This window comes from Subsaxibacter sp. CAU 1640 (assembly GCF_023156585.1).
Lineage (GTDB): Bacteria > Bacteroidota > Bacteroidia > Flavobacteriales > Flavobacteriaceae > JBPOFM01.
The window spans coordinates 1-22,526 of record NZ_JALNMI010000004.1 but is presented as its reverse complement, the minus strand read 5'-3'; the positions used below and the strand labels follow the sequence as shown (position 1 = coordinate 22,526).

General features: G+C 36.6%; 17 protein-coding genes and 3 tRNA genes. 6 read left to right on the top strand and 14 right to left on the bottom strand.

What is annotated here, in order from left to right:
• Positions 1-49: 49 nt before the first annotated feature.
• The 7 genes from M0G43_RS09945 to M0G43_RS09915 all read right to left on the bottom strand — a co-directional run bounded on the left by M0G43_RS09945 (position 50) and on the right by M0G43_RS09915 (position 7,599).
• Complete coding sequence (locus M0G43_RS09945; protein ID WP_248025711.1) at positions 50-187, bottom strand: hypothetical protein; 138 nt, start codon at positions 185-187, stop codon at positions 50-52.
• Between the two features lie 66 nt (positions 188-253).
• Positions 254-898 carry a ligase-associated DNA damage response endonuclease PdeM gene (gene pdeM / locus M0G43_RS09940; RefSeq protein ID WP_248025709.1) on the bottom strand — a complete coding sequence of 215 codons (645 nt, stop codon included), beginning with the start codon at positions 896-898 and terminating at the stop codon, positions 254-256.
• The gene (locus M0G43_RS09935; RefSeq protein WP_262917172.1) at positions 898-3,360 is read right to left on the bottom strand and encodes a ligase-associated DNA damage response DEXH box helicase; all 2,463 of its coding nucleotides are present in this window, start codon (positions 3,358-3,360) and stop codon (positions 898-900) included. Before M0G43_RS09935 ends, pdeM begins: the two co-directional genes overlap by 1 nt.
• A complete protein-coding gene (locus tag M0G43_RS09930; protein ID WP_248025706.1) occupies positions 3,357-4,949 on the bottom strand; it encodes an ATP-dependent DNA ligase in 1,593 nt (530 codons plus the stop codon). The genes M0G43_RS09935 and M0G43_RS09930 overlap by 4 nt, the downstream gene beginning before the upstream one ends.
• Complete coding sequence (locus tag M0G43_RS09925) at positions 4,946-5,971, bottom strand: ligase-associated DNA damage response exonuclease (protein ID WP_248025698.1); 1,026 nt, start codon at positions 5,969-5,971, stop codon at positions 4,946-4,948. The genes M0G43_RS09930 and M0G43_RS09925 overlap by 4 nt, the downstream gene beginning before the upstream one ends.
• 70 nt (positions 5,972-6,041) lie before the next feature.
• The gene (locus tag M0G43_RS09920; RefSeq protein ID WP_248025693.1) at positions 6,042-6,542 is read right to left on the bottom strand and encodes a pyridoxamine 5'-phosphate oxidase family protein; all 501 of its coding nucleotides are present in this window, start codon (positions 6,540-6,542) and stop codon (positions 6,042-6,044) included.
• 91 nt (positions 6,543-6,633) lie between these two features.
• A complete protein-coding gene (locus M0G43_RS09915; RefSeq protein ID WP_248025691.1) occupies positions 6,634-7,599 on the bottom strand; it encodes an App1 family protein in 966 nt (321 codons plus the stop codon).
• A 35-nt stretch (positions 7,600-7,634) separates the two neighbouring features.
• Between M0G43_RS09915 and M0G43_RS09910 the strand changes: the two genes are divergently transcribed.
• Together M0G43_RS09910 and M0G43_RS09905 are read left to right on the top strand one after the other, a co-directional pair.
• Positions 7,635-8,540, top strand: a complete 906-nt coding sequence (locus M0G43_RS09910; protein WP_248025688.1) for a diacylglycerol/lipid kinase family protein — start codon at positions 7,635-7,637, stop codon at positions 8,538-8,540.
• A 93-nt stretch (positions 8,541-8,633) separates the two neighbouring features.
• Positions 8,634-9,188: a ferritin gene (locus tag M0G43_RS09905; protein ID WP_248025686.1), complete on the top strand. Its 555-nt coding sequence runs from the start codon at positions 8,634-8,636 to the stop codon at positions 9,186-9,188.
• A 44-nt stretch (positions 9,189-9,232) separates the two neighbouring features.
• Here the strand turns inward: M0G43_RS09905 and M0G43_RS09900 are convergent.
• From M0G43_RS09900 to M0G43_RS09885, 4 genes are all read right to left on the bottom strand, one after another.
• Positions 9,233-9,306: transfer RNA gene (locus M0G43_RS09900), tRNA-Arg, on the bottom strand.
• Positions 9,307-9,338: 32 nt separating this feature from the next.
• Positions 9,339-9,413, bottom strand: a tRNA-Pro gene (locus M0G43_RS09895).
• 18 nt (positions 9,414-9,431) lie between these two features.
• Positions 9,432-9,515 (bottom strand) — tRNA-Ser (locus M0G43_RS09890).
• A gap of 101 nt (positions 9,516-9,616) precedes the next feature.
• A complete protein-coding gene (locus M0G43_RS09885) occupies positions 9,617-11,659 on the bottom strand; it encodes an HD family phosphohydrolase (RefSeq protein WP_248025685.1) in 2,043 nt (680 codons plus the stop codon).
• Positions 11,660-11,788: 129 nt separating this feature from the next.
• Between M0G43_RS09885 and M0G43_RS09880 the strand changes: the two genes are divergently transcribed.
• Together M0G43_RS09880 and M0G43_RS09875 are read left to right on the top strand one after the other, a co-directional pair.
• Complete coding sequence (locus M0G43_RS09880) at positions 11,789-12,967, top strand: acetyl-CoA C-acyltransferase (RefSeq protein ID WP_248025682.1); 1,179 nt, start codon at positions 11,789-11,791, stop codon at positions 12,965-12,967.
• A 9-nt stretch (positions 12,968-12,976) separates the two neighbouring features.
• Positions 12,977-13,726, top strand: coding sequence for a C40 family peptidase (locus tag M0G43_RS09875; RefSeq protein ID WP_248025679.1), 750 nt, complete (start codon positions 12,977-12,979; stop codon positions 13,724-13,726).
• A 51-nt stretch (positions 13,727-13,777) separates the two neighbouring features.
• On the opposite strand, the gene M0G43_RS09870 is transcribed toward M0G43_RS09875, so the two are convergent.
• Together M0G43_RS09870 and gyrA are read right to left on the bottom strand one after the other, a co-directional pair.
• Positions 13,778-15,052 (bottom strand): tetratricopeptide repeat protein, encoded by a 1,275-nt coding sequence (locus M0G43_RS09870; protein WP_248025677.1) that lies wholly within the window; start codon positions 15,050-15,052, stop codon positions 13,778-13,780.
• 24 nt (positions 15,053-15,076) lie between these two features.
• Positions 15,077-17,647 (bottom strand): DNA gyrase subunit A, encoded by a 2,571-nt coding sequence (gene gyrA, locus M0G43_RS09865; RefSeq protein WP_248025672.1) that lies wholly within the window; start codon positions 17,645-17,647, stop codon positions 15,077-15,079.
• A gap of 258 nt (positions 17,648-17,905) precedes the next feature.
• Between gyrA and M0G43_RS09860 the strand changes: the two genes are divergently transcribed.
• Positions 17,906-20,452: an ATP-dependent Clp protease ATP-binding subunit gene (locus M0G43_RS09860; protein WP_248025669.1), complete on the top strand. Its 2,547-nt coding sequence runs from the start codon at positions 17,906-17,908 to the stop codon at positions 20,450-20,452.
• 89 nt (positions 20,453-20,541) lie between these two features.
• Positions 20,542-20,907, top strand: a complete 366-nt coding sequence (locus M0G43_RS09855) for a hypothetical protein (RefSeq protein ID WP_248025667.1) — start codon at positions 20,542-20,544, stop codon at positions 20,905-20,907.
• 202 nt (positions 20,908-21,109) lie between these two features.
• Here the strand turns inward: M0G43_RS09855 and M0G43_RS09850 are convergent.
• Positions 21,110-22,526: T9SS type A sorting domain-containing protein (locus tag M0G43_RS09850; protein ID WP_248025665.1), on the bottom strand; the 1,417-nt coding region annotated here is incomplete at its 5' end.

The following is a 22,526-nucleotide window of genomic DNA, read 5'->3' as shown; positions in this document are numbered from 1 at the left end:
CAGACCACATAATATCAACCAGTTATCAAACGAATTGATCTATATTAGATTAAAGCACATTGAATACATAACCAAGAAGCCAATATAGGATTAAGAAAACAACGATTGTACCGATACATCCGCATCCACCTCCACCTATTTTTTTTGCACCCCAACCAGCCAAAATAGCTCTCAATAGATTTTTCATAATTTAAAATTTAGACTTTAAAGATACTTCCTTATCATAGATTATAGTTGCTTCTATCCGAAGTTTTTATAACTCAAATAATGAAGATTCCGTGAAACCATAACATACAGAAGTTTCAAAGGACCGTATGGTATTCAATCCTGTAAATTCACTAAAGGCGGGCAAAACCAATTGATTTTCTGATAGTTCAAAACATGGCAACTTAATTCGCGTTTTCCCACGACCATAAATAACTACTCCGGGATGAGTATGCCCAGAAATGCAAAATGTGTCGTCATTGCAATGGTTTGCATCATGTACGAAACGGAAAGGCAACACATCTTTATGGGTTTTGAAGGTTGAAATTTCCAAATTTTGATAGAAGGAATCTTTTAATCGGTCGTGATTGCCTTTAATCAATTCGAATTTAATGTTGCTGAATTTTTGTTTCCAATTGATGAATTCATCCATATCCTTGTTGATTTCTGCGTGAAACAAATCGCCGACGAACAACACCGTTTCTACATCAAAATTTCCAATCAATGATTCCAATCGTTTTAAATCGTTCTGAAGAATTTGCGAAGGAATAGCAATGCCAGCTTTTCTGAAATGAGCCGTCTTACCAATATGCAAATCTGATAAAACCAACATATTTTCACGTTTCCAGAATAAGGCACGTTGATTGGTCAAAGTCAAAATCTCGTCGCGGCAAAGAATCTCTTTGGTAACCATTAATCAATTTGGGTCTGTCTCAAAACTTCATCTCGAATGCGTTTGATACGTTGGTCCAAATCTTCGCTGGTCACGGATTCGCGCAAACTATCAACTTTTATCGGAAAGCTTAAAGGTGTGAATGATTTTGCGAATTTAATGATTATTTTACTTTTTGAAATGCGCTCGAAAGCCTCCTTCAATCGAACTTCTTCCAACTGCTGATTAAAAACTTCGGTGTAAGCTTGTCGTAACAATAAATTTTGAGGTTCATAATCTTCCAAAACACGAAAAATGAGTCCAGATGATGACTGAAGACTTTTATTGTTCTTTCGATTTCCTGGCTGACTTTGCACCACCAATCCAGAAATTACGGCAATATCCCGGAATTTTCTCGAAGCCATTTCCGAAGCATTGATACTTCCGATGACATCATCCATCAAATTGTCTTTTGACAAAATAGCTTCAATACTTTTCTCATTTAACGGAATTTCCTGGTCACTCAATAGTTCAAATCCGTAATCATTCATAGCAATGGTAAACGTGAGCGGTTTCAACAAACTCAAGCGATACGCGATGAGTGCAGCCATCACTTCGTGAATCAACCTGCCCTCAAATGGATACATAAACAAATGGTGACCATCTTTGGTTTCAATCATTTCGACCAAAAACTCATCTTTTTTTGGAATATGTGAATGTGCTTCTTGACGACTCACCAAAGGATGCAAAAAACGTAACTCTTTTTCAGTGGTTTTAGGATGCAGAGATTCTGATAATTTTTCCCGAAGATATTGGCTCAAATACGAAGACAATGGCAGCCTTCCTCCCATCCAACTGGGTGTAATGGCAGATTTTCTCTTGCTGCGTTTTACAAGAACTGTCATATCCTTAATCGTCACGATTTCCAACACACGTCCAGCCAAAATAAAATGGTCTCCCGGATTTAATTTTGAAACGAAATATTCTTCCACCATTCCCACATAACCTCCAGAAAAAAATTTCACTTTTAGCATGGCATCACCGACGATGGCACCAATATTCATTCGATGCAACATACTGATACGCCGACTCTTTACTTTATATAAACCATCGTCATCCTTAACTACTTTATGATATTCTTCGTAAGATTTTAGGGTGTTTCCGCCTTCTGTAATGAATTTCAAAGCCCATTGCCAATCTTCTTCCGTCATATAATGAAAGGCGTGAACTTTACTGATACTGTGAAATAATTCTTTTTGGTCAAATCCTTCGCCAACCGCCAAGGTCACCATATATTGAATCAACACATCGAACGTTAAAACCATTGGTTCTCTGTTTTCAATTCGTCGGTCTTTTACCGCTTGTTTCAACGCCGATGCTTCAATCAATTCCAACGAATGTGTTGGTACGAAATAGATTTTGGAGGTTTCATAAGGCGAATGTCCACTACGTCCAGCACGCTGCATAAATCTTGCGATACCTTTAGGTGAACCGATTTGAATAACACAATCTACAGGCTTGAAATCGACACCCAAATCCAAGGATGACGTACACACCACTGCTTTTAAATGGCCGTCAGAAATAGAATCTTCTATCCAATTGCGCAATTCAAAATCGATGGAGCCGTGATGAATGGCTATTTGTCCAGCCAAATCTGGAGCCTGCTTAAGAATGTGTTGATACCAAACTTCTGATTGATTTCGAGTATTTGTGAAGATGAGTGTCGTGTTGTTTTCATAGATAATCGGGACGATTTTTGATGTCATTTTGACGCCCATATGACCAGCCCATGGCAAGACTTCAATTTCGTCTGGCAACACTGAAATAATGTTCAATTTTTTTTTCTCTTTGGCAACTATCATTTTCGTTTTGAAACCAACATAAGGAATCAAGACTTTTAAGGCTTCTTCCAGATTGCCAATTGTGGCTGTAATTCCAAAAATCTGCAATGATTTTGAAATTGCTAAAATGCGCGACAACGCTAATTCCGTCAGTACACCTCGTTTGCTGCCCAACAGTTCGTGCCATTCATCTACAGCGATACATCTCACCGATTTAAAAAATCTGGAATTGTTTTTTTGCGAATATAAAATGTGGAGCGTTTCAGGAGTTGTCAATAAAACATCAGGCATCAAGCGTTCTTGCCTTCGACGGTCTTTTTGCGGTGTATCGCCATTTCTCACTTCGACTGTCCAATCCAAACCAATCTCTTCAACAGCAGTGTTCATCGCTTTTGCCAAGTCTTTAGCCAAGGAGCGCAACGGGCTTATCCAAAGCAATTTCAAGCCCTTTTTGTAAGTTTCAGGATGATTTAAATAATCTATGACAACCGCCAAAAACACTGAAAAGGTTTTGCCAAAGCCTGTAGGTGCCACCACCATTCCGCTGTAACCTTTTCCATAATATTCCCAAGTTTGCATCTGAAAATCGAATGGTTTTTGTCCTTTTTCGGACATCCACGCATCAATAATTTTATAGCCTTCTGATTCTTGAAATTGTTTCAACTTGGGTCGGTTATTAGTTTTTTGACATCTTCAATCGTGTCAATTTCATCCACAGGTTTATCTTTTCGCCATCTTGAAATCCGTGGAAATCGTAATGCTACACCAGATTTATGCCGATTGCTGAATGCGATGCCTTCAAAAGCAATTTCGAATACCAATTCTGGCTTCACTGTTCGTACAGGTCCAAATTTTTCAATGGCATTTTTATTGACAAAACGTGTAATTTCCGATATTTCCTTATCGGTCAGTCCAGAATAAGCTTTTGCAACTGTTACCAAGCCATCATCTGTTTTGACTGCAAAGGTGTAATCTGTGTATTTTGAACTTCGCCTACCACTACCCTTTTGAGCGTAAATCATTACGGCATCAATCGTCAATGGTTCGACTTTCCATTTCCACCAGTCCCCTTTTTTTCTACCGGTGTGATACGGTGAATTTTTCTGCTTGAGCATCAAACCTTCACTATTGAATTCACGAGCTTTTTCTCTGATGTCGTTTAAGTCGTTCCATTCGTCAAATTCTATAATTTCTGACAAAACTGTGTGTGGCGCTCTTTTTTCCAAGGAAAATAATCTTTCGAGTAAATCACGTCGAAAACTCATTGGTTTTTCCCGAATATCTTCGCCATTCCATTCCATCAAATCATAGACATAAAATCCGATAGGCACTTCTTCCAATAGCTTTTTACTGATGGTTTTTCGATTCAAACGTTTTTGCAAATCATTGAACAGGAGCACAGCATTGTCTTTTAGTGCCAAAATTTCGCCATCAATGACGAAATCATCATCAAAAACTTCCATTGCCTCCACCAATTCCGGAAATTGAGACGTCACCAATTCCTCGCCACGAGACCAGATGAAAATTTCATCATTACGCTTAACGATTTGTCCACGAATGCCATCCCATTTGTACTCCACTTGCCAATCCTTCGGATGTCCCAAATCCTGCAATTCTTTTTCTAAAGCATACGCCAAACAGAATGGATAGGGTTTAGAATTGTCATAATTGATATGTTCGCCCTGCAACAACTCATCAAAAGAAATGGAACCCATATCCCAATTACCGATAATGCTATGCATCAATTGATTGGCATCAATCCCAGAATATTTAGCCAAAGCATTAACCAGTGTTTTCTTTGAAACTCCAATCCTGAAGCTTCCTCCAATCAATTTATTGAATATAAAGCGTTCCTGCATTTGCAAACCCGACCAAGCATTCAGGACATACTGTTTTTTTTCTTCGTCCGCTTTTGAAGTCAATTTTTTGAGCTCTTTCATCCACTCATCCAATGATTTCTCTATATGATGTGTTGGGTCTGGCAACATCAATGCAATCGTTTCAGCCAAATCGCCAACATTGCTATAACTTTCCAAAAACAACCATTCAGGATAACCAGTAATCTCCATACACCATTGTCGCATCAATGCGGTTTTGACCGGTCGTGGCGGACGTTTCCCTGTAAAAAGCGTAATCACCCAAAGTTTATCCTTATCAGAAGCTGTACTGAAATAGTCTACCAACGCATCAATCTTTGCATTGGTTTTATTGGTGATTTCTATGGAACTTATCAAATCTGAAAAATGCTTCATTCTGTTTCAGTTTTGATGGTTTTTGAATCTTCTTTTTCTTCCTCTTCGATGCCGTATTCGGTTTTGACTTCGTAGGACTCTATGCCTATTTCGTTCAAATATTTGGAAAATGTTGCCTGACTTCCATGTGTGACGTAGACTTTTTCAGCTTCCGTAGCTTTTACGGCAGAAAGCAAACCATTCCAATCAGCGTGGTCACTTACTGCAAAACCAGCATCCACAGCTTTCCACCGTCTGTTTCCTCGAATTTGCATCCAGCCAGAACAAATGGCTGTGGCTGCGTTTGGTATTTTTTTCAATAATCTTGAACCCAACAGCGCTGGAGGCAAAATCACGATTTTATTCTGAAGCACCTCTTTCTTGAAATCGTACTCCAATAATGTAGATTCAGGCAGTTGAATCCCCGAACGTTCAATGGCATTGTTCAAATTATGAATAGCACTATGAACGAACAGTTGGTCTACACCTTCCATCAATTTCATAATGCGTTGCGCTTTTCCTAAAGAATAGCCTATAAAGACGCTTGTACGATTGTGAGCCTTATTGAGCTTGACCCAATCGTGCATTTGTTGTTGGATTTCAGCTTCACTCAACCAATTATAAATGGGCAATCCAAAGGTGCTTTCTGTGATGAATTCGTGACATTTGATGGGTTCAAAAGGAATTGTTAAATGGTCATCTTTCACCTTATAATCGCCAGTAAAAACCACAACAAAACCTTTATACTCCAATCGAATTTGTGCCGAACCAATGACGTGACCGGCAGGATGAAAACTTACCGAAACTCCGTTAATGGACTTCTGAACATTGTAAGGCAAACTTTCTATCGATATGTCAGGCCCTATACGATGCTTTAAGATGGCTTTTGAATCCGTTTGACACAAATAATGCTTCATTCCCCAACGTGCGTGGTCGGCGTGTCCGTGAGAAATGACCGCATAATCTACAGGTAGCCAAGGGTCCAAATAGAATTTCCCTGGAATACAATAGATACCCTTTTTTGTGAACTTGACCAGTTTCAAACAGAATGATTTTTGAAATAAGATAAGTGAAAAAAATAAGACTCGAAAATGAGATTCGAGTCTTATTTTCTTAAAGCTTTATTTTGCCTTGATCCATTAAATCTGGTTCATTGCCAGTGATGGCTCCAACACCCATTTTGACCAATGTCACCAATTTATTGTCTTTTGGGTCCCAATAATAGGCCTCCGTAGGCTTTACTGAAATTGCAGTAATATTTGGATCATCTTTGCCCTCAAACCAAGTATCATCAGCCTTTCCATAAAGCTCATCAATAATTTTTTGATCTGTGGTGATTGTGGCCATTCCATAGACATTCAAAAATTGCATATCGCCTTTGTTTGAGTAAATCAAATGCAAATTTGGATTACTCAAAAGGTTTTCATTATGATTGCTATTCTTGTTGCTCAAAAACCAGATATTTCCTTGCTCATCCACTTTTTTGGTGCTCATTGGAATCATATGGAGAGGTGTCTCTTTAAGGTTCGTTGCCATCATAGCAAAATCAATATTCTCGGCCATTTCCTTAATTTTCTTTTTGGCCTCTGCGTTATATAAATCTTTATTGCTCATAGTTTATGCTTTTTTGTTTTAATAAAACTAATCAACAATAAAAAATGACATTGCTGTTATCAGAAAAATAAATGATGCATTTACATTGCAGTTATAGCAAACCTATTTCTTTGGAATGTTTGATAGCTTCTCCACTATCGCGATAATAAAGAGTCTTAACAGATAGCTCTTCAATATTATTAAGGACTTTAGATACTTCAGATTTTTTATTTTTTGATGTTTGCCTAATATAAACTACACGAATATTCTTTGGAAACACTTTGCAGACTCTCTCATAAAGAAATGGGTCTTGCTGCGTATCATCGCCGAATAAAACATATGTAAGTGTTGGATAAAACGAAATTATGTCCTTGATTTTCTCAAATTTATGATCGTGGCTGCCACGACCTGTAAACAGGAAATCTGAAATTCCTGTTTTGATTTTCTTTAGTTTAATGACTGCTTTTGGTAGATTATGAAGCCGTGCAAATTCATCGATAAATCCATACAGATTCCATTCACTGCTCGACACATAAAAAAATGAATTTGATGCAACTTTATTGGTGTGTCCATAAGTACTCAATGCACGATAATGATCGGCGACGTCATTAAAAATTTTCCGCTTGTTTATGTTTTTGGAAAGCAACACATACAATTTCATAAAAAAATTGTTGCTATGCGATATCAAAAATGTGTCGTCAATATCAGAAATGATACCATATTTACTTTGAAAAGGTTTTAATAATTCGCCACGTTCAATAATTCCGAAGCCATTAAACTCGCAACTGACAGAGTATTCGTGCCAACCACTTTCAACTTCATCATTAAATGGGATGGTAAATCTAAAATACCCATCATCCAAGGTCTTGGTTTTTACAATAGTGTTTCTGAAAGTAAGAGTGATATTTGCATTACTCAAAGGAGAAATCGTGAACATTCTAAAGACTGAAACCGCGTGCCTAAATCCTCGTCTATCAATACGATAACTATCTGGAGCCCAAGATTTGAAAACGTGCCCAAAAACGATGAGTTCCTCATCATTCATATAACCACGATATAATTTTAAGTCAATCTTCAAAATTTGTGAATGCTTTAATAATTCAAATGCTATTAATGATTAAATTTAGTAAGAATATTTTTCAAGTGGATACAAAGCAACATATTTTACTAGTGGTCAATCCGAAATCTGGATCAAATGATAAATCTGATTTGATTGATATGGTTCGTCAAAAAATTCAGGAAAAGGATTGGATATTAGATACTTTTGAAACTTCTGGAGAGAATGATGCTTGGAAAATTGAAGATCAAATTAAGGCAATCACTCCTGACAGAATTTTGGTTGCTGGTGGAGATGGCACCATTAATCTCGTGGCTCACATTTTAAAGGATTATGACATCCCTATTGGTATCATTCCAGCAGGATCAGCTAATGGCTTGGCGCACAATTTAGAACTTCCTGATGAACTTGAAGCTCAAGTAGATGTTGCCCTTGGATCAAATTTCATAAAAATTGACCATTTAAAAGTCAATGGCCATACCTGTCTTCATATTTCAGATTTAGGTTTGAATGCTGAATTGATTGAGAATTTCGAAAATTCCAATATTCGTGGAAAATTTGGCTATTTACTTCAAAGCATCCCTACCCTCATTAAGAGTGATTCTCCATTTGAGTTTACAATTGAGATTAGCGGAAAAACGATTCAGCAAACTGGAATTTTACTGGCAATTGCCAATGCAAAGCGATATGGTACAGGAGCCACCATAAATCCCCAAGGTAGAATTGATGATGGAAAGTTTGAAGTTTTGATTTTTAAAACTTTTGACACATTAGAAATACTAAAGACTTTATATGATGAAGCGAATTTAAATCCCGAATTTGCGGAGTGCTATTCTACAGAAAATGTGGTTATATCGTCTCATACACCAATTCCCCTACAGATAGATGGAGAACCAATGGACAAAGTTCTAAAGGTGGAAGCCTCAATTTATGATCATCAATTAAGAGTAGCCATTCCTTAAATCATTATCTTTTTGAATGAGTTAAAACTTGACCGAAAACAGTCTAATAGAAACAGTTATTATAACTTATTTAGATGGACTAAACGTTTATATATGGATACCAACAGATTATCAAAAAAAATTGAAGCAATATTGAACCGTCAAGTTACCAAGGAGGCTGAAGCTGCACAGATATATTTGTCTTATGGATGTTGGGCGGATGGTGAAGGATATGGAGGGGTTGCGAACTTTTTGTTTCGACACGCTAACGAGGAACGCAATCATATGATGAAAGTTATGAGATATATTATGGATCGTGGTGGATCTGTAAAAATTGAAGCAATTAAAGCACCTCCATCAAATCCAAAGAACCTTCAGGATTGTTTCGAAAAGACATTTAAACACGAAGTTGACAACTCAAACTCAATTTATGAGATTGTGAATTTGGCCAATGAAGAAAAAGACTGGGCAACTTATAATTTTGCACAATGGTTTGTAAAAGAACAGATCGAAGAAGAAAAATTAGTGATGGATTTACTGGACAAACTGAAAATTGCAGGTGGGCCTAAAGCTTCAAATGAATCACTATTTAATTTGGATAAAGAATTGGCAGAAATGCCTGATGAAGTACCTCTTGCTCGGGAAGCAACTGAAGACAATCCAGAATAAGACATATTAAAAAAAAAGCAAGACTAATTGTCTTGCTTTTTTTGTGATCGCAGAAGGATTCGAACCTTCGACCGCCTGCTTAGAAGGCAGGTGCTCTATCCAGCTGAGCTATGCGACCCTTCAAGAATTGTATACAACTCTGAATAATTGTCGGGGTGGCAGGATTCGAACCTGCGGCCTCCACGTCCCAAACGTGGCGCGATAACCGGGCTACGCTACACCCCGAAACATTATAAAAAATTGCGGAGAGACGGGGACTCGAACCCCGGCGACAGTTTCCCGTCGACAGATTAGCAATCTGCTCCATTACCACTCTGGCACCTCTCCTAAATTTTATTATAAAGAACGTTGCCGCAAATGCGGATGCAAATGTAAGTTATCATTATAAAGAACACAACAATTTTTTCGAATTTTTTATGGAGATATAATCATTCCGGATATTCTATCCTCAAATGGAATATGTTAGCCAATTTATTTTTTAATACTTTTTTAATGGATTCTATTTCTTTGAAAGTAATATTGGCATTTAAAAACTGGCCTGTTTCCATTTGTTTATTAATAATCGATTCTACAAACTGATTAATTTTAGTTGAAGAAGGATCTTTTAAACTTTTCGAAGCAGCTTCTACACTATCACACATCATCAATATTGCTGTTTCTTTACTGAATGGTTTTGGTCCTGGATATTGATAATCGTCTTCAGTAGCTAAAGCATGAAATTCTTTTTCCTTCATATAGAAGTAATAAACTAAACTTGTACCATGATGTGTTCTTATAAAATCAATAACTCTATCAGGAAGATTATTCTTTTTTGCAATTTCGATTCCATCGATGACGTGATTGATAATAATTGCCGCACTTTCCTTGGCAGATAATTCCTCATGAGGATTTATGCCTGTAGATTGATTTTCGGTGAAGTATGTTGGGTTCTTCATTTTACCAATGTCGTGGTATAACGCTCCTACCCTAACCAACATAGCATTTGCTCCAATTTCATTGGCAGAAGCTTCAGCCAGATTCGCGACATTTAATGAATGGTGAAATGTTCCTGGCGCTTTATTGGACAACTCCTTGAGCAATTTGGTATTGGTATCAGAAAGCTCTAATAGAGAAACATCTGAAACTAATCCGAACAATTTCTCATAAACATATATTAAAGGCTGTACGAACAAGGTTGCCAAACCACATAGAATAAACAAGCCAAATGTTTCAACTTTTATTTCAAAAATATTTCCTTCATGAATTACGAAAAAGGCAAAATATGCGATGATATAAACCAAAGTGATTTGCCCAACAGATATAAATAAATTTGCACGTTTATAAAGTTCGGAGACTGTCAAAATGGTTACAATACCAGCTATGATTTGCAAGAACATGTATTCATAACTATTGGGAACAATAAAGCCAAGTAGCAATACGGTCAATACCAATGTAAAAAGTCCCAAACGTGCATCAAAAAAAGCTTTTAAAACCAAGGGTAAAACGCACAAAGGAACAACATAAACATACTTTGAATTATAACTGATTATTAGAGTGGTCAGTAAAACCATCAAAAAAACGTTGAAAAATATAAAAGTTACTTTGGTATTATCGAGAAATACCTCCTTTCTATATTTTCTTAAGAATAATAAAAGCATTAAAAGACATAATGCTACTAAAATCACATAAGCCACTGTTACCCAAATATAGTTCTTTTGACTCCAAACTTGTGATTCGTATTCGGATTCTAAAGATTTGAGAATATCAAATTTATTACCCTCAACCAACTCACCTTTAGAAATAATCAATGTACCACTTTCAATACTTCCGCGCGTGGGAGAAATGTTACCCAATTCTTCTTGCAGCGCATTTTCGGTAATTGATTTATTGAGTGTCAAACTAGGATTGATAACATCAAAAAACAAAGAAAGAAATATGTTTTTATATTGTGTGAAGCCCTTATTATCAATAGCCTTTTCTAAGTCTATCCGAAGGTTTTCAATTTTTACCAAATTTTCGTACGATGTTATTTCCTTCTGCTTTTGATCTTCAAGTATAATTACCTTTTTACTAGGTGGATAATTAAAGGTTTCTTCAATTACACCATATTCATAGATTGAATTTAAAATTGATTTGCCTGCGTTGTAAAGCTTCAGTTTGTTTTCATCAACTTCCTCAAATACATCCTTAAATTTTTGGTCATACTTGTCTAATGCATCATTGGCAACTTCGGGTTTGATAGAAAAATAGACTGCACTATTTTTGGTAATTTCATCTCTTTCTTTCTTAAGCTCATCATCAGACTTTTTAATCGCAAAATCAAATGGTGCCAATAAATTTTCCGACTGCCAAGGTTTACCTCTATCAAAACTGTATTTAAACTTTCCGCTTTTTGGAAATAAGTAGACAATCAAAAATGTTGTAGATATGAATAATAGCACCTTATATACAAGTGCATGATTTCTATACCATTTATTGATTAATTCCTTCATAAAAAACGTTGAATAGGCTTTCAAATGTAATAAATATAACGGTTTCTGTCAGGTTATAATCTTGTTTTCATTCCAAATTCTGTCAAAAATTGATTAATTTTGCTGTCACTAAAAATAAACAGTAAAAAAATGAGTAAAGAGGTCGTCATTGTATCAGCAGCAAGAACACCAATAGGTAGTTTTTTAGGAGCATTATCAACCATTCCTGCGCCACGATTAGGAGCAATCGCTATCAAAGGAGCATTGGAAAAAATCAATCTAAAACCAGAGATGGTTCAGGAGGTTTTAATGGGTAATGTTGTTCAAGCTGGTGAAGGACAAGCGCCTGCAAGGCAAGCCGCTCTTTATGCTGGTATACCAAATACTGTTCCTTGTACTACAGTGAACAAAGTGTGTGCATCTGGTATGAAAGCTGTGATGCAAGCTGCCCAAGCAATTGCTCTTGGTGATGCCGATATAATTGTGGCTGGAGGAATGGAAAACATGAGTTTGATTCCACATTATTTTCATGCAAGAACTGGAACAAAGTTTGGTCCAGGTACATTGGAAGATGGTATGCAGAAAGATGGCTTGGTAGATGCCTATGATCAAAATGCCATGGGTGTATGTGCAGATGCATGTGCTACCGAATACAATTTTTCTCGTGAAGACCAGGATGCTTTTGCCATTCAGTCTTACAAGCGTTCAGCCGAGGCATGGGATTCAGGAAAATTCAATAACGAAATAGTTCCTGTTGAAGTTCCGCAAAGGAAGGGTGACCCAAAGATTGTATCAAAAGATGAAGAGTACACCAATGTATTTTTAGATAAGATTCCATCACTTCGACCTGCTTTTACAAAAGAAGGTACCGTTACTGCTGCAAATGCATCCACTATCAACGATGGTGCTGGTGCAGTTGTATTAATGAGCAAAGAGAAAGCAGATGAGTTAGGATTAAAACCTCTTGTCACCATAAAAAGTTATGCTGATGCAGCGCAAGAACCAAAATGGTTTACCACAGCTCCTGCAAAGGCACTCCCAAAAGCTTTGGCCAAAGCTGGTGTTTCTTTGGATGATATTGACTTCTTCGAATTCAATGAGGCATTTTCTGTTGTTGGACTCGCCAATATGAAGTTGTTGGGTCTTACCGATAAAAACGTTAATGTTAATGGTGGAGCAGTTTCTCTAGGCCATCCACTGGGTTGTTCTGGTGTTAGAATCATCATTACACTTATCTATGTATTAGAACAAAACAATGGAAAACTGGGTGCAGCCGCCATATGCAATGGTGGTGGTGGTGCATCTGCAATTGTCATTGAACGCAATTAAACACTCTTGATGCAATACGGAATCTGTAGCTTAAGCATTGTTCCTTTAAGATTAGATCCTGCCGATACTTCAGAGATGGTTTCTCAAGTATTGTATGGTGAATTTTTTAAAGTATTGGAGCAACGCAAATCTTGGAGTAAAATTCGACTTGCATATGATAAATATGAAGGCTGGATTGACAATAAGCAATACGTTATTATTTCCGAAGAAGATTATTGCACTCTAGATGATTCAATTTTAAAATTATCTACAGATTTGGTTGAGTTTGTACAAGACGAGAACGATCGATTGCACACAATTCCATTAGGCTCAACATTGAACGGTTTAGATATTCTGAAACACCAACATGATGGAAATTTTGTTGAAGGTACAAAACCAAAATACAACTTACTAGAAACTGCCTTCAACTATTTAAACGCGCCATATTTATGGGGAGGAAAAACCCCGTTTGGAATTGATTGTTCTGGTTTAACACAAATGGTTTACAAACTTAATGGATATAAGCTTTTAAGAGATGCTTCACAACAAGCAACTCAAGGTAGTGCTTTGAGCTTTATTGAGGAAAGCGAGCCTGGAGATTTGGCTTTTTTTGACAATGATGAGGGAAAAATAGTGCATGTTGGAATAATTATGGAGGATAATCATATCATACATGCACACGGAAAAGTGCGTATCGACCGCCTTGATCATACAGGAATATATAACAATGATAAACGGCAACATACCCACAAGTTAAGGGTTATAAAAAAGATTATATAAAAAAAAGCAACTCAATTGAGTTGCTTTTTTATTTAAAATGTAAAAGTACCTCTATTCACCTTGAAGAGCATCAACTTTTGCTTTCATTTCTTTGAATTTAGCTGTTTCTCCCAAAGCACTGTAGATATTCATAAGTGTTTTGGCAGCCTCAATATTTTTGGGCCTGAATTTCAAGGTTGTTTCAAGATATGGTATGGCATCTCTATAAATCTGAGAGCGCTTTTCTCTTAATTCATCGTATTTTTTATTGTCTGCAGCTGATGTTCCAAGTTTATTCATTTCCTCTATTATTGCTTGTTCTCCTTGCAAACTCAATACTGCCATATTGTTATATGCATCTGCATATTCAGGATCTAATGCAATAGCTTTTTCATAATACTTTTTAGCTGATTCTACGTCGCCAGCTTCCGCAGCAACAACTCCTAAATTGTATTGAAGTTCTGGGTTTTTTGGATCTTTGAGAGTAGCCACCTCAATTAATTTCTTAAATTCATCCCTATTACCCATTTGCAAATGAACATTTGCTTCCGACAAGAGAAGACTCAAATCGTCAGGATTAGACTCCCTAGCCTCTTTAATGGCCAAAAGTCCCTTCTCATTCTCGCCATTATTAATATAAATCAGTGCTATATTCTTTATAATTTCCGCCGCTTTAGAATCAGATTTTTTATCTTTTGGAGCCACGTGAGTTCCTGATTTAATGGATAAATCTCTCATCGTTTTGTTGTCAAAAACATCTACTTCATTAGTTTCTTTGTTAGTTGCTACGTATTCCATTTCTTGCCCGGTGAAACCTAAACTTCTCAACTCTTCATAATGTTTCAATGAAGTTTTATAATCTTGAGCATTGATAGCAGCCGATGCAGCTACATAAAGATATAGAGTATCTTTAGGTGACATACGATAGGCCTTTTCAAAGCCTATAGCTGAAGCCGAATAATTTTTGTCTTCCAGAGCTTTATTAGCTTTTGTCAAGATAGAATTCAACATTAATTGCTTTGTCTCATTTACTTCATCAGTATATTTTGATTTTCCATCTTTCTTTTCAATCTCTACAACTTTATCAAAACTTTCAATAGCAACATTTACATCGTCATTGGTGGCAGTTCCGTTTGCGTAGAAAGCCTGTCCTTTTAAAAAATAGAATTTTGCTTTTGTTTTTTCGTCAGCGCTTCCTATTAATGCTTCAGCTGACTTTATAGCAGACTTGGCATCAGCGTAGTTTCCACTTTTTATAGCTTTTTCAGCATCTTTTAATTCATCTTTTTGAGAAAAAGAAAACGATGAAACCAAAAGCGCCAAAGCAACAATTATTTGTTTTTTCATTTTTAGTTATTTTAATTATTAGTGTTAATTATTGTTTTCTGCATCAGAATTATCAAGAGTTGTGCCATCTTCTGTTCCACCAGTATTTTCGGCAGATGTAGATTCGTTTTCAATGGCTTCAATCTCCTCTTCATCTTCTTTCATAACCTTGGCAACTGCAGCAATTGAGTCATTACCTTTTAGATTGATGAGTTTCACACCTTGTGTTGCTCTGCCCATAACCCTTAAGTTTTTGACCTCCATGCGAATGGCAATCCCAGATTTATTGATAATCATCAAATCATCATCATCACTAACAGTCTTAATTGCTACCAGACTACCTGTTTTTTCAGTAATTGAAATAGTTTTGACACCTTTTCCACCTCGATTGGTGATTCTGTAAACCGCTTCACCATCTTCAGGATCATCAATATAGCTACGTTTTCCGTAACCATTTTCAGAAACTACCAAAACCGATTCTTCCAACGGATTTTCAACGGCCACCATTCCTATGACTTCATCTTTACTGTTTGCAAGCGTGATACCTCTTACACCTGAAGCATTTCGACCCATCGGGCGGGTTTTGGCTTCTTCAAAACGGATAGCTTTACCAGATTTTAATGCCAACATCACTTGGCTGTTACCAGTTGTTAGTTTTGCCTCTAGCAATTCATCATCCTCCTTAATAGTGATGGCGTTGATACCATTGGTTCTTGGTCTTGAATACTGTTCCAGAGATGTCTTCTTGACTTGACCTTTTTTAGTAGCCATAATGACATAGTGGCTATTAATATAGTCTTCATCCTTTAAATCTTGCGTACAGATAAAGGCCTTTACTTTGTCATCTTGTTCAATATTGATAAGGTTTTGAATCGCCCGTCCTTTGGAAGTTTTGCTTCCTTCGGGAATTTCATAAACACGCATCCAGAAACATTTACCTTTTTGAGTAAAGAACAACATATATTGATGATTTGTTCCTACGAACAAATGCTCCAAGAAATCTTCGTTACGCGTTGTTGAAGCTTTTTGCCCTACTCCACCTCTATTTTGTGTCTTGTATTCGGTAAGCGATGTACGTTTGATATAACCTGCATGAGAAATTGTAATGACAACTTGCTCGTCAGCAATCATATCTTCAATACTCAAATCACCTCCAGAATATTCTATGGCAGAACGACGCTCGTCACCATATTTATCCTTCACGGTAAGCAATTCATCTTTGATGATCTGCATTCTACGCTCTTTCTTATCAAGAATATCTTTCAAGTCTTCGATGGTCTTCATCAATTCTTCATACTCTGAACGCAATTTGTCTTGCTCCAGTCCAGTCAATTGACGCAAACGCATCTCAACGATGGCTTTTGCTTGAATTTCAGTCAATTCAAAACGGGTCATCAACTTTTCGCGTGCTTCATCTGCATTTGCAGAAGCTCTAATAATAGCGATAACTTCATCAATATTATCTGAAGCAATGATAAGACCTTCTAATATATGCGCACGCTCTTCCGCCTTGCGCAATTCATAAGTTGTTCTGCGAACTACCACTTCGTGCCTGTGCTCAACGAAATAATGAATCAGATCTTTCAGATTCAATAATTGAGGTCTTCCATTGACGAGTGCAATATTATTCACACTAAAAGACGATTGAAGCGCAGTATATTTATATAAGGTGTTTAAAACGATGTTAGGAATGGCATCACGCTTTAATACATAAACGATACGCATTCCATTTCTGTCCGATTCGTCACGAATCATCGAAATCCCATCAATCTTTTTCTCATTGATCAAGTCGGCAGTTTTCTTGATCATATCTGCCTTGTTTACTTGATAAGGGATTTCAGTCACAATGATAGACTCTCTACCATGAACTTCCTCAAATGAAGCTTTTCCCCTTAAAACAATTCGTCCACGGCCAGTCTTAAAGGCTTCAATAACACCATCATATCCATAAACAACTCCTCCCGTTGGGAAATCTGGGGCTTTTACGTGCGTGATCAACTCATCAACTTCGATGTCAGGATTGTCAATGTAGGCAACGGTTCCGTCAACAACTTCACTTAAATTATGAGGAGGCATATTGGTCGCCATACCTACAGCTATACCAGAGGCACCATTCACCAACAACCCAGGAATTCTAGTAGGCAATACTGTTGGTTCTTGGAGCGTATCATCAAAATTCAATTGGTGGTCTACAGTTTCTTTGTCAATATCTGCCAACATATCTTCAGAAATCTTGCGCATACGTGCTTCTGTATAACGCATCGCTGCAGGACTATCACCATCAATAGAACCAAAGTTTCCTTGACCATCGACCAGCATGTATCTCAAACTCCAATCTTGAGCCATACGCACCATAGCATCATATACAGATGTATCTCCATGTGGATGGTATTTACCCAAAACTTCACCAACAATTCTCGCTGATTTTTTATGTGCTGTATTAGATCTTACTCCCAATTCATGCATCCCATAGAGTACTCTTCTATGAACAGGCTTTAAACCATCTCTTACATCTGGTAATGCACGTGACACAATGACCGACATCGAGTAATCGATGTAGGCCGATTTCATTTCATCTTCAATATTAATTGGGATCAGTTTTTCTCCTTCTGCCATATATAAATTTAATTAAATTTTTGAATATTTTCAAACCGTGCTAAGATACGTCATATATAGAGTTTATGCGAGTTTAAAAAGTATTTTTTTGGCTTTTTTTATTAACAATATTTCAATTTATTTGTTTAATAAGTAAGCCATAATTTACTTTGAATTGAGAAAGTTTTTATGTCTATTAGCACAGATGAAAACATTTAAGGTACAGTTTTTGCCTTTATACACTTGTTTTTATTATTTTTATACAGAAAGGATATAACTATGGATGATAATTTTTCCCCAAGAGTCAAAGATGTTATAGCGTACAGTAAGGAAGAAGCTTTGCGTTTGGGTCATGACTTTATAGGCACAGAACATTTAATGCTTGGTTTGTTGCGTGATGGCAACGGCAAAGCAATAGATATTTTGAGCGCCTTAGAGATCGACTTGAACCATTTGAGAAGAAAAGTTGAAATTTTAAGCCCAGCAAACCCTACTACATTAACAACATCTAACGAAAAAAAGAACTTACACTTAACCAGACAGGCGGAACGTGCATTGAAAACCACATTTTTGGAAGCAAAATTGTTTCAGAGCACTTCAATCAACACTGCTCATTTATTGTTATGTATTTTAAGAAATGAAAATGATCCTACCACAAAGCTTTTGAACAAGTTGAAGGTGGATTATGATAATGTAAAAGAACAATTCAAATCTATGATTACAAACGATGACGATTATATAGAATCACCAAAGGCAGAATCGTTTTCTGACGATGACACCAATGATGATGACGATAAACAGAACCCTTTTAGCCAATCTACTTCAAAATCAACTAAAAAATCTAAAACACCTGTTTTGGATAATTTCGGTAGAGATTTAACAATTCTTGCTGAAGAGGGCAAATTAGACCCAGTGGTTGGTAGAGAAAAAGAAATACAGCGTGTTTCTCAAATCTTAAGTCGTCGCAAGAAAAATAATCCGCTACTTATTGGTGAGCCTGGTGTTGGTAAATCTGCTATTGCTGAAGGTCTAGCACTGCGGATTGTAAAACGTAAAGTTTCTCGAATTCTTTTTAATAAGAGAGTCGTCACTTTAGATTTAGCAAGTTTGGTAGCTGGCACTAAATATCGTGGACAGTTTGAAGAGCGTATGAAGGCCGTTATGAATGAATTGGAAAAGAATGACGACATCATCTTGTTCATTGACGAAATACACACCATTGTTGGTGCTGGAGGTGCGACAGGAAGCTTGGATGCTTCAAATATGTTCAAACCGGCTCTAGCGAGAGGTGAAATTCAGTGTATAGGCGCTACAACGTTAGATGAGTACAGACAGTATATCGAAAAAGATGGTGCCCTTGAACGACGTTTTCAAAAGGTAATTGTTGAACCGACTTCGGTTGAGGAAACAATTCAGATTTTGAATAATATCAAAGAAAAATATGAAGAGCATCATAATGTTGATTATACACCTGAAGCAATTGAAGCTTGTGTTAAATTGACAAATAGGTACATGACCGAACGTTTTTTACCGGACAAAGCCATTGATGCGTTGGATGAAGCTGGTTCTAGAGTTCATATAACCAATATTGAGGTTCCAAAACAGATTTTAGAACTTGAAAAACAGCTAGAAGATGTCAAAGAAACCAAAAACACAGTAGTTAAGAAACAAAAATATGAAGAAGCGGCTAAACTACGTGATGACGAAAAACGTCTAGAAAAAGAGTTGGCTCTGGCTCAAGAAAAATGGGAGGAAGAAAACAAAATGCATCGAGAAATCGTGACTGAAGATAATGTTGCCGATGTAGTTTCCATGATGACAGGTATCCCAGTCAACAGAATAGCTCAAACAGAGAGCAATAAATTGGCAAAATTACCAGAGCTCATCAAAGGAAAAGTTATTGGTCAGGATGATGCCGTAGCCAAGGTAGTTAAGGCTATTCAGCGTAATCGTGCTGGATTAAAAGATCCAAATAAACCAATTGGCTCATTTATCTTTTTAGGTCAAACAGGTGTTGGTAAAACACAGCTTGCTAAAGTTTTGGCAAGAGAACTTTTCGATAGCGAGGATGCGCTTGTCAGAATAGATATGAGCGAGTATATGGAGAAATTCTCAATTTCACGATTGGTTGGTGCTCCTCCAGGCTATGTTGGATATGAAGAAGGTGGTCAACTGACTGAAAAAGTAAGACGTAAACCTTACGCGGTGATATTATTGGATGAAATTGAAAAAGCACATCCCGATGTATTTAATATGCTCCTTCAGGTTCTAGATGATGGTTATCTGACAGATAGTCTAGGACGTAAAATTGATTTCAGGAATACAATCATTATTATGACTTCAAATATTGGAGCTCGTAAGCTTAAAGATTTTGGACAAGGTGTTGGTTTTGGTACAGCTGCAAAAGAAGCTCAAGCCAATGATAATGCTAGAAGTGTCATTGAAAATGCGTTGAAAAAAGCGTTTGCACCAGAATTTCTGAACAGAATTGATGATGTAATGGTATTTAATGCTCTTGAGAAAGAAGATATCAATAAGATCATCGATATCGAGTTAGCTCAATTAATTGTTCGGATAAAAGATCTAGGTTATACTTTGGAGTTAACTCCTAAAGCAAAAGATTACATTGCTGAAAAGGGATTTGATAAAGACTATGGTGCCAGACCTTTAAAACGTGCGATTCAGAAGTATATTGAAGATGCGTTGGCCGAAGAAATAATTACAGCAAATATCCACGAAGGAGACAAAATACTAATGGATCTTGATTCGAATAATGATGAATTAACTATAAAAATAGAAAAATCTGAAGAGCATACTGAATCTTGATATTTTAGACTATTGAAAAAAGGCTCCATACTAATTTATGGGGCCTTTTCTATTATTTCATTTTCTTATTTTTTTTGTAACTTTAAAGTATGGTGGATGAATTAATATTTGATTTTTGTAATATGTATATTTATGACAATTATTTGATAGTAGTCATGAAGGAAGGTGTGACTATTATGCCATCACACAACCAAGTTCTACTGAATGTTGTAGACACCTATTTCAAAAACAAAAGATTTGTCTATATTACACATCGGATTAACTCATATTCCGTAGATCCAGCTGTATATTTTGAAACTTCAAAAATCGAAAATCTTGAAGGCTTTGCCGTTGTCTCTAAAGATTTTAAAGCAAAGAGCAATGCCGAAATTGAGAAATTGTTCTTAAACAAACCATTTGAAGTTTTTGATACTCTGGAAGAGGCCGTAACTTGGGCAAAGACGATTATAGTTTGATTTTCTTAAATAGGACAACCTACCAGTGCTCTCGTATTTTAATTGTATTTCAAAATTCTAGATCTCGTATTTTCTTTAAAAGTTTTCAGATTGATTAAATTAATTAAATTTCAATCTATCGTCGAAATTTTATAATGTAACCTCCAAATAAAAAAGGCAGCTATGTAGCTGCCTTTTTTGTTATTGATTAACTTCTAAATTATCAGAATCTCTTCACTCCAGAAGACACAATCTTTTTAGTTACTGCACCTCTATTCGTGGTTACAGTTACATAGAATATTTGATCACCGCCTCTAGACAGATCTAGTTTAACGACATGATCTTTGTTTCTTCTGTAATTTTGATTCGTTTCACTTAAGATAAGTAATCCTTTAGTATCATGAACATCTATACTAACTTCAGTATCAAACTTGAAGTTGTATTTGATATTCACTTCATTGTCAAATGGTACTGGATAAGCTGTGAAATCTAATTTAATATTATCCGCAACTTCTCTGCTAGGTACTTCACCACATCCCACTGGTGTATTAATTGTAGGAGTATAAGTACCTCCACTTACAGGATTATTAGAACATTCACATTCAACAGTACATGTAACAGCATGAGCTATAACATCAATACTTCCACTTGCAGGAATTGGACCTAAAGTGTAGTTGGTTACATGATCTAAAGATCCTAGATTGAATGGATACTGACCTGGAGCTACTGTTGGAGTATTATTATTGAATGGATATGGACCACATCCAATATAAACTTGAGCTTCAGTCATAGTATATCCCGCAAATATGTTATATGTTAATGTAACATATCCATTAGAATAATCTACTACTACATTACCAACAGGTGTTCTATCATCAACATCACAATGATCTGCTCCGGCATATAGATCCAGCGTATATAATCCTTCAGAATCATAATGATTAGTCCAACCCCATCTATTAAATTGAGGTATAAAACATGTACTTATATCATCATTTGGATCTTTTGCGAATGCAGTCTCACATTCTCCATATGTATTGAATTCTCTTATCACTTTCAATACTTCTATAGTTTTATTTCCACATGCATCTGTGGCTTCAAAAACATAATCAGCATAGTCCATACAGCCATCTCTTACCGATTCGGTAAATTGAGCTGTTACAGTTCCACTACCAGAACAATTATCTGTCCAATTCGCAGTTAAACTTTTCGGGAATGACGTTCCGCAAAGTGTATCTACTTCAGGTAATTCAATATCTGGACCTGTTTGGTCGCTACCATTATAGTATACTTTAACTTCTTCAGCCATGTTTCCACAACTATCTTGAATTTGATATACGTATAATTTAATCCAACCACAATCATCACCAAAAGTCTGTTCAGATTTTTCAATGATAACGTCGCTACAACTATCCTCAAATAGAGCAGCTATTTCATCTACTGATGGTCCTTCAGGTATTTGTGCGTAACATGCATTTACATTAGATTCACCTTGTGGTAAACTACCTACTAATACCGGCGCTGTGTTGTCCTCGACCTCGATCACCTGTGAGGCAGTCGAACTGTTGCCGCAGTCATCAGTAGCTGTCCATGTTCTGGTAACCGTGTACGAACCTTCACATTCTCCAGGCACCAAGACG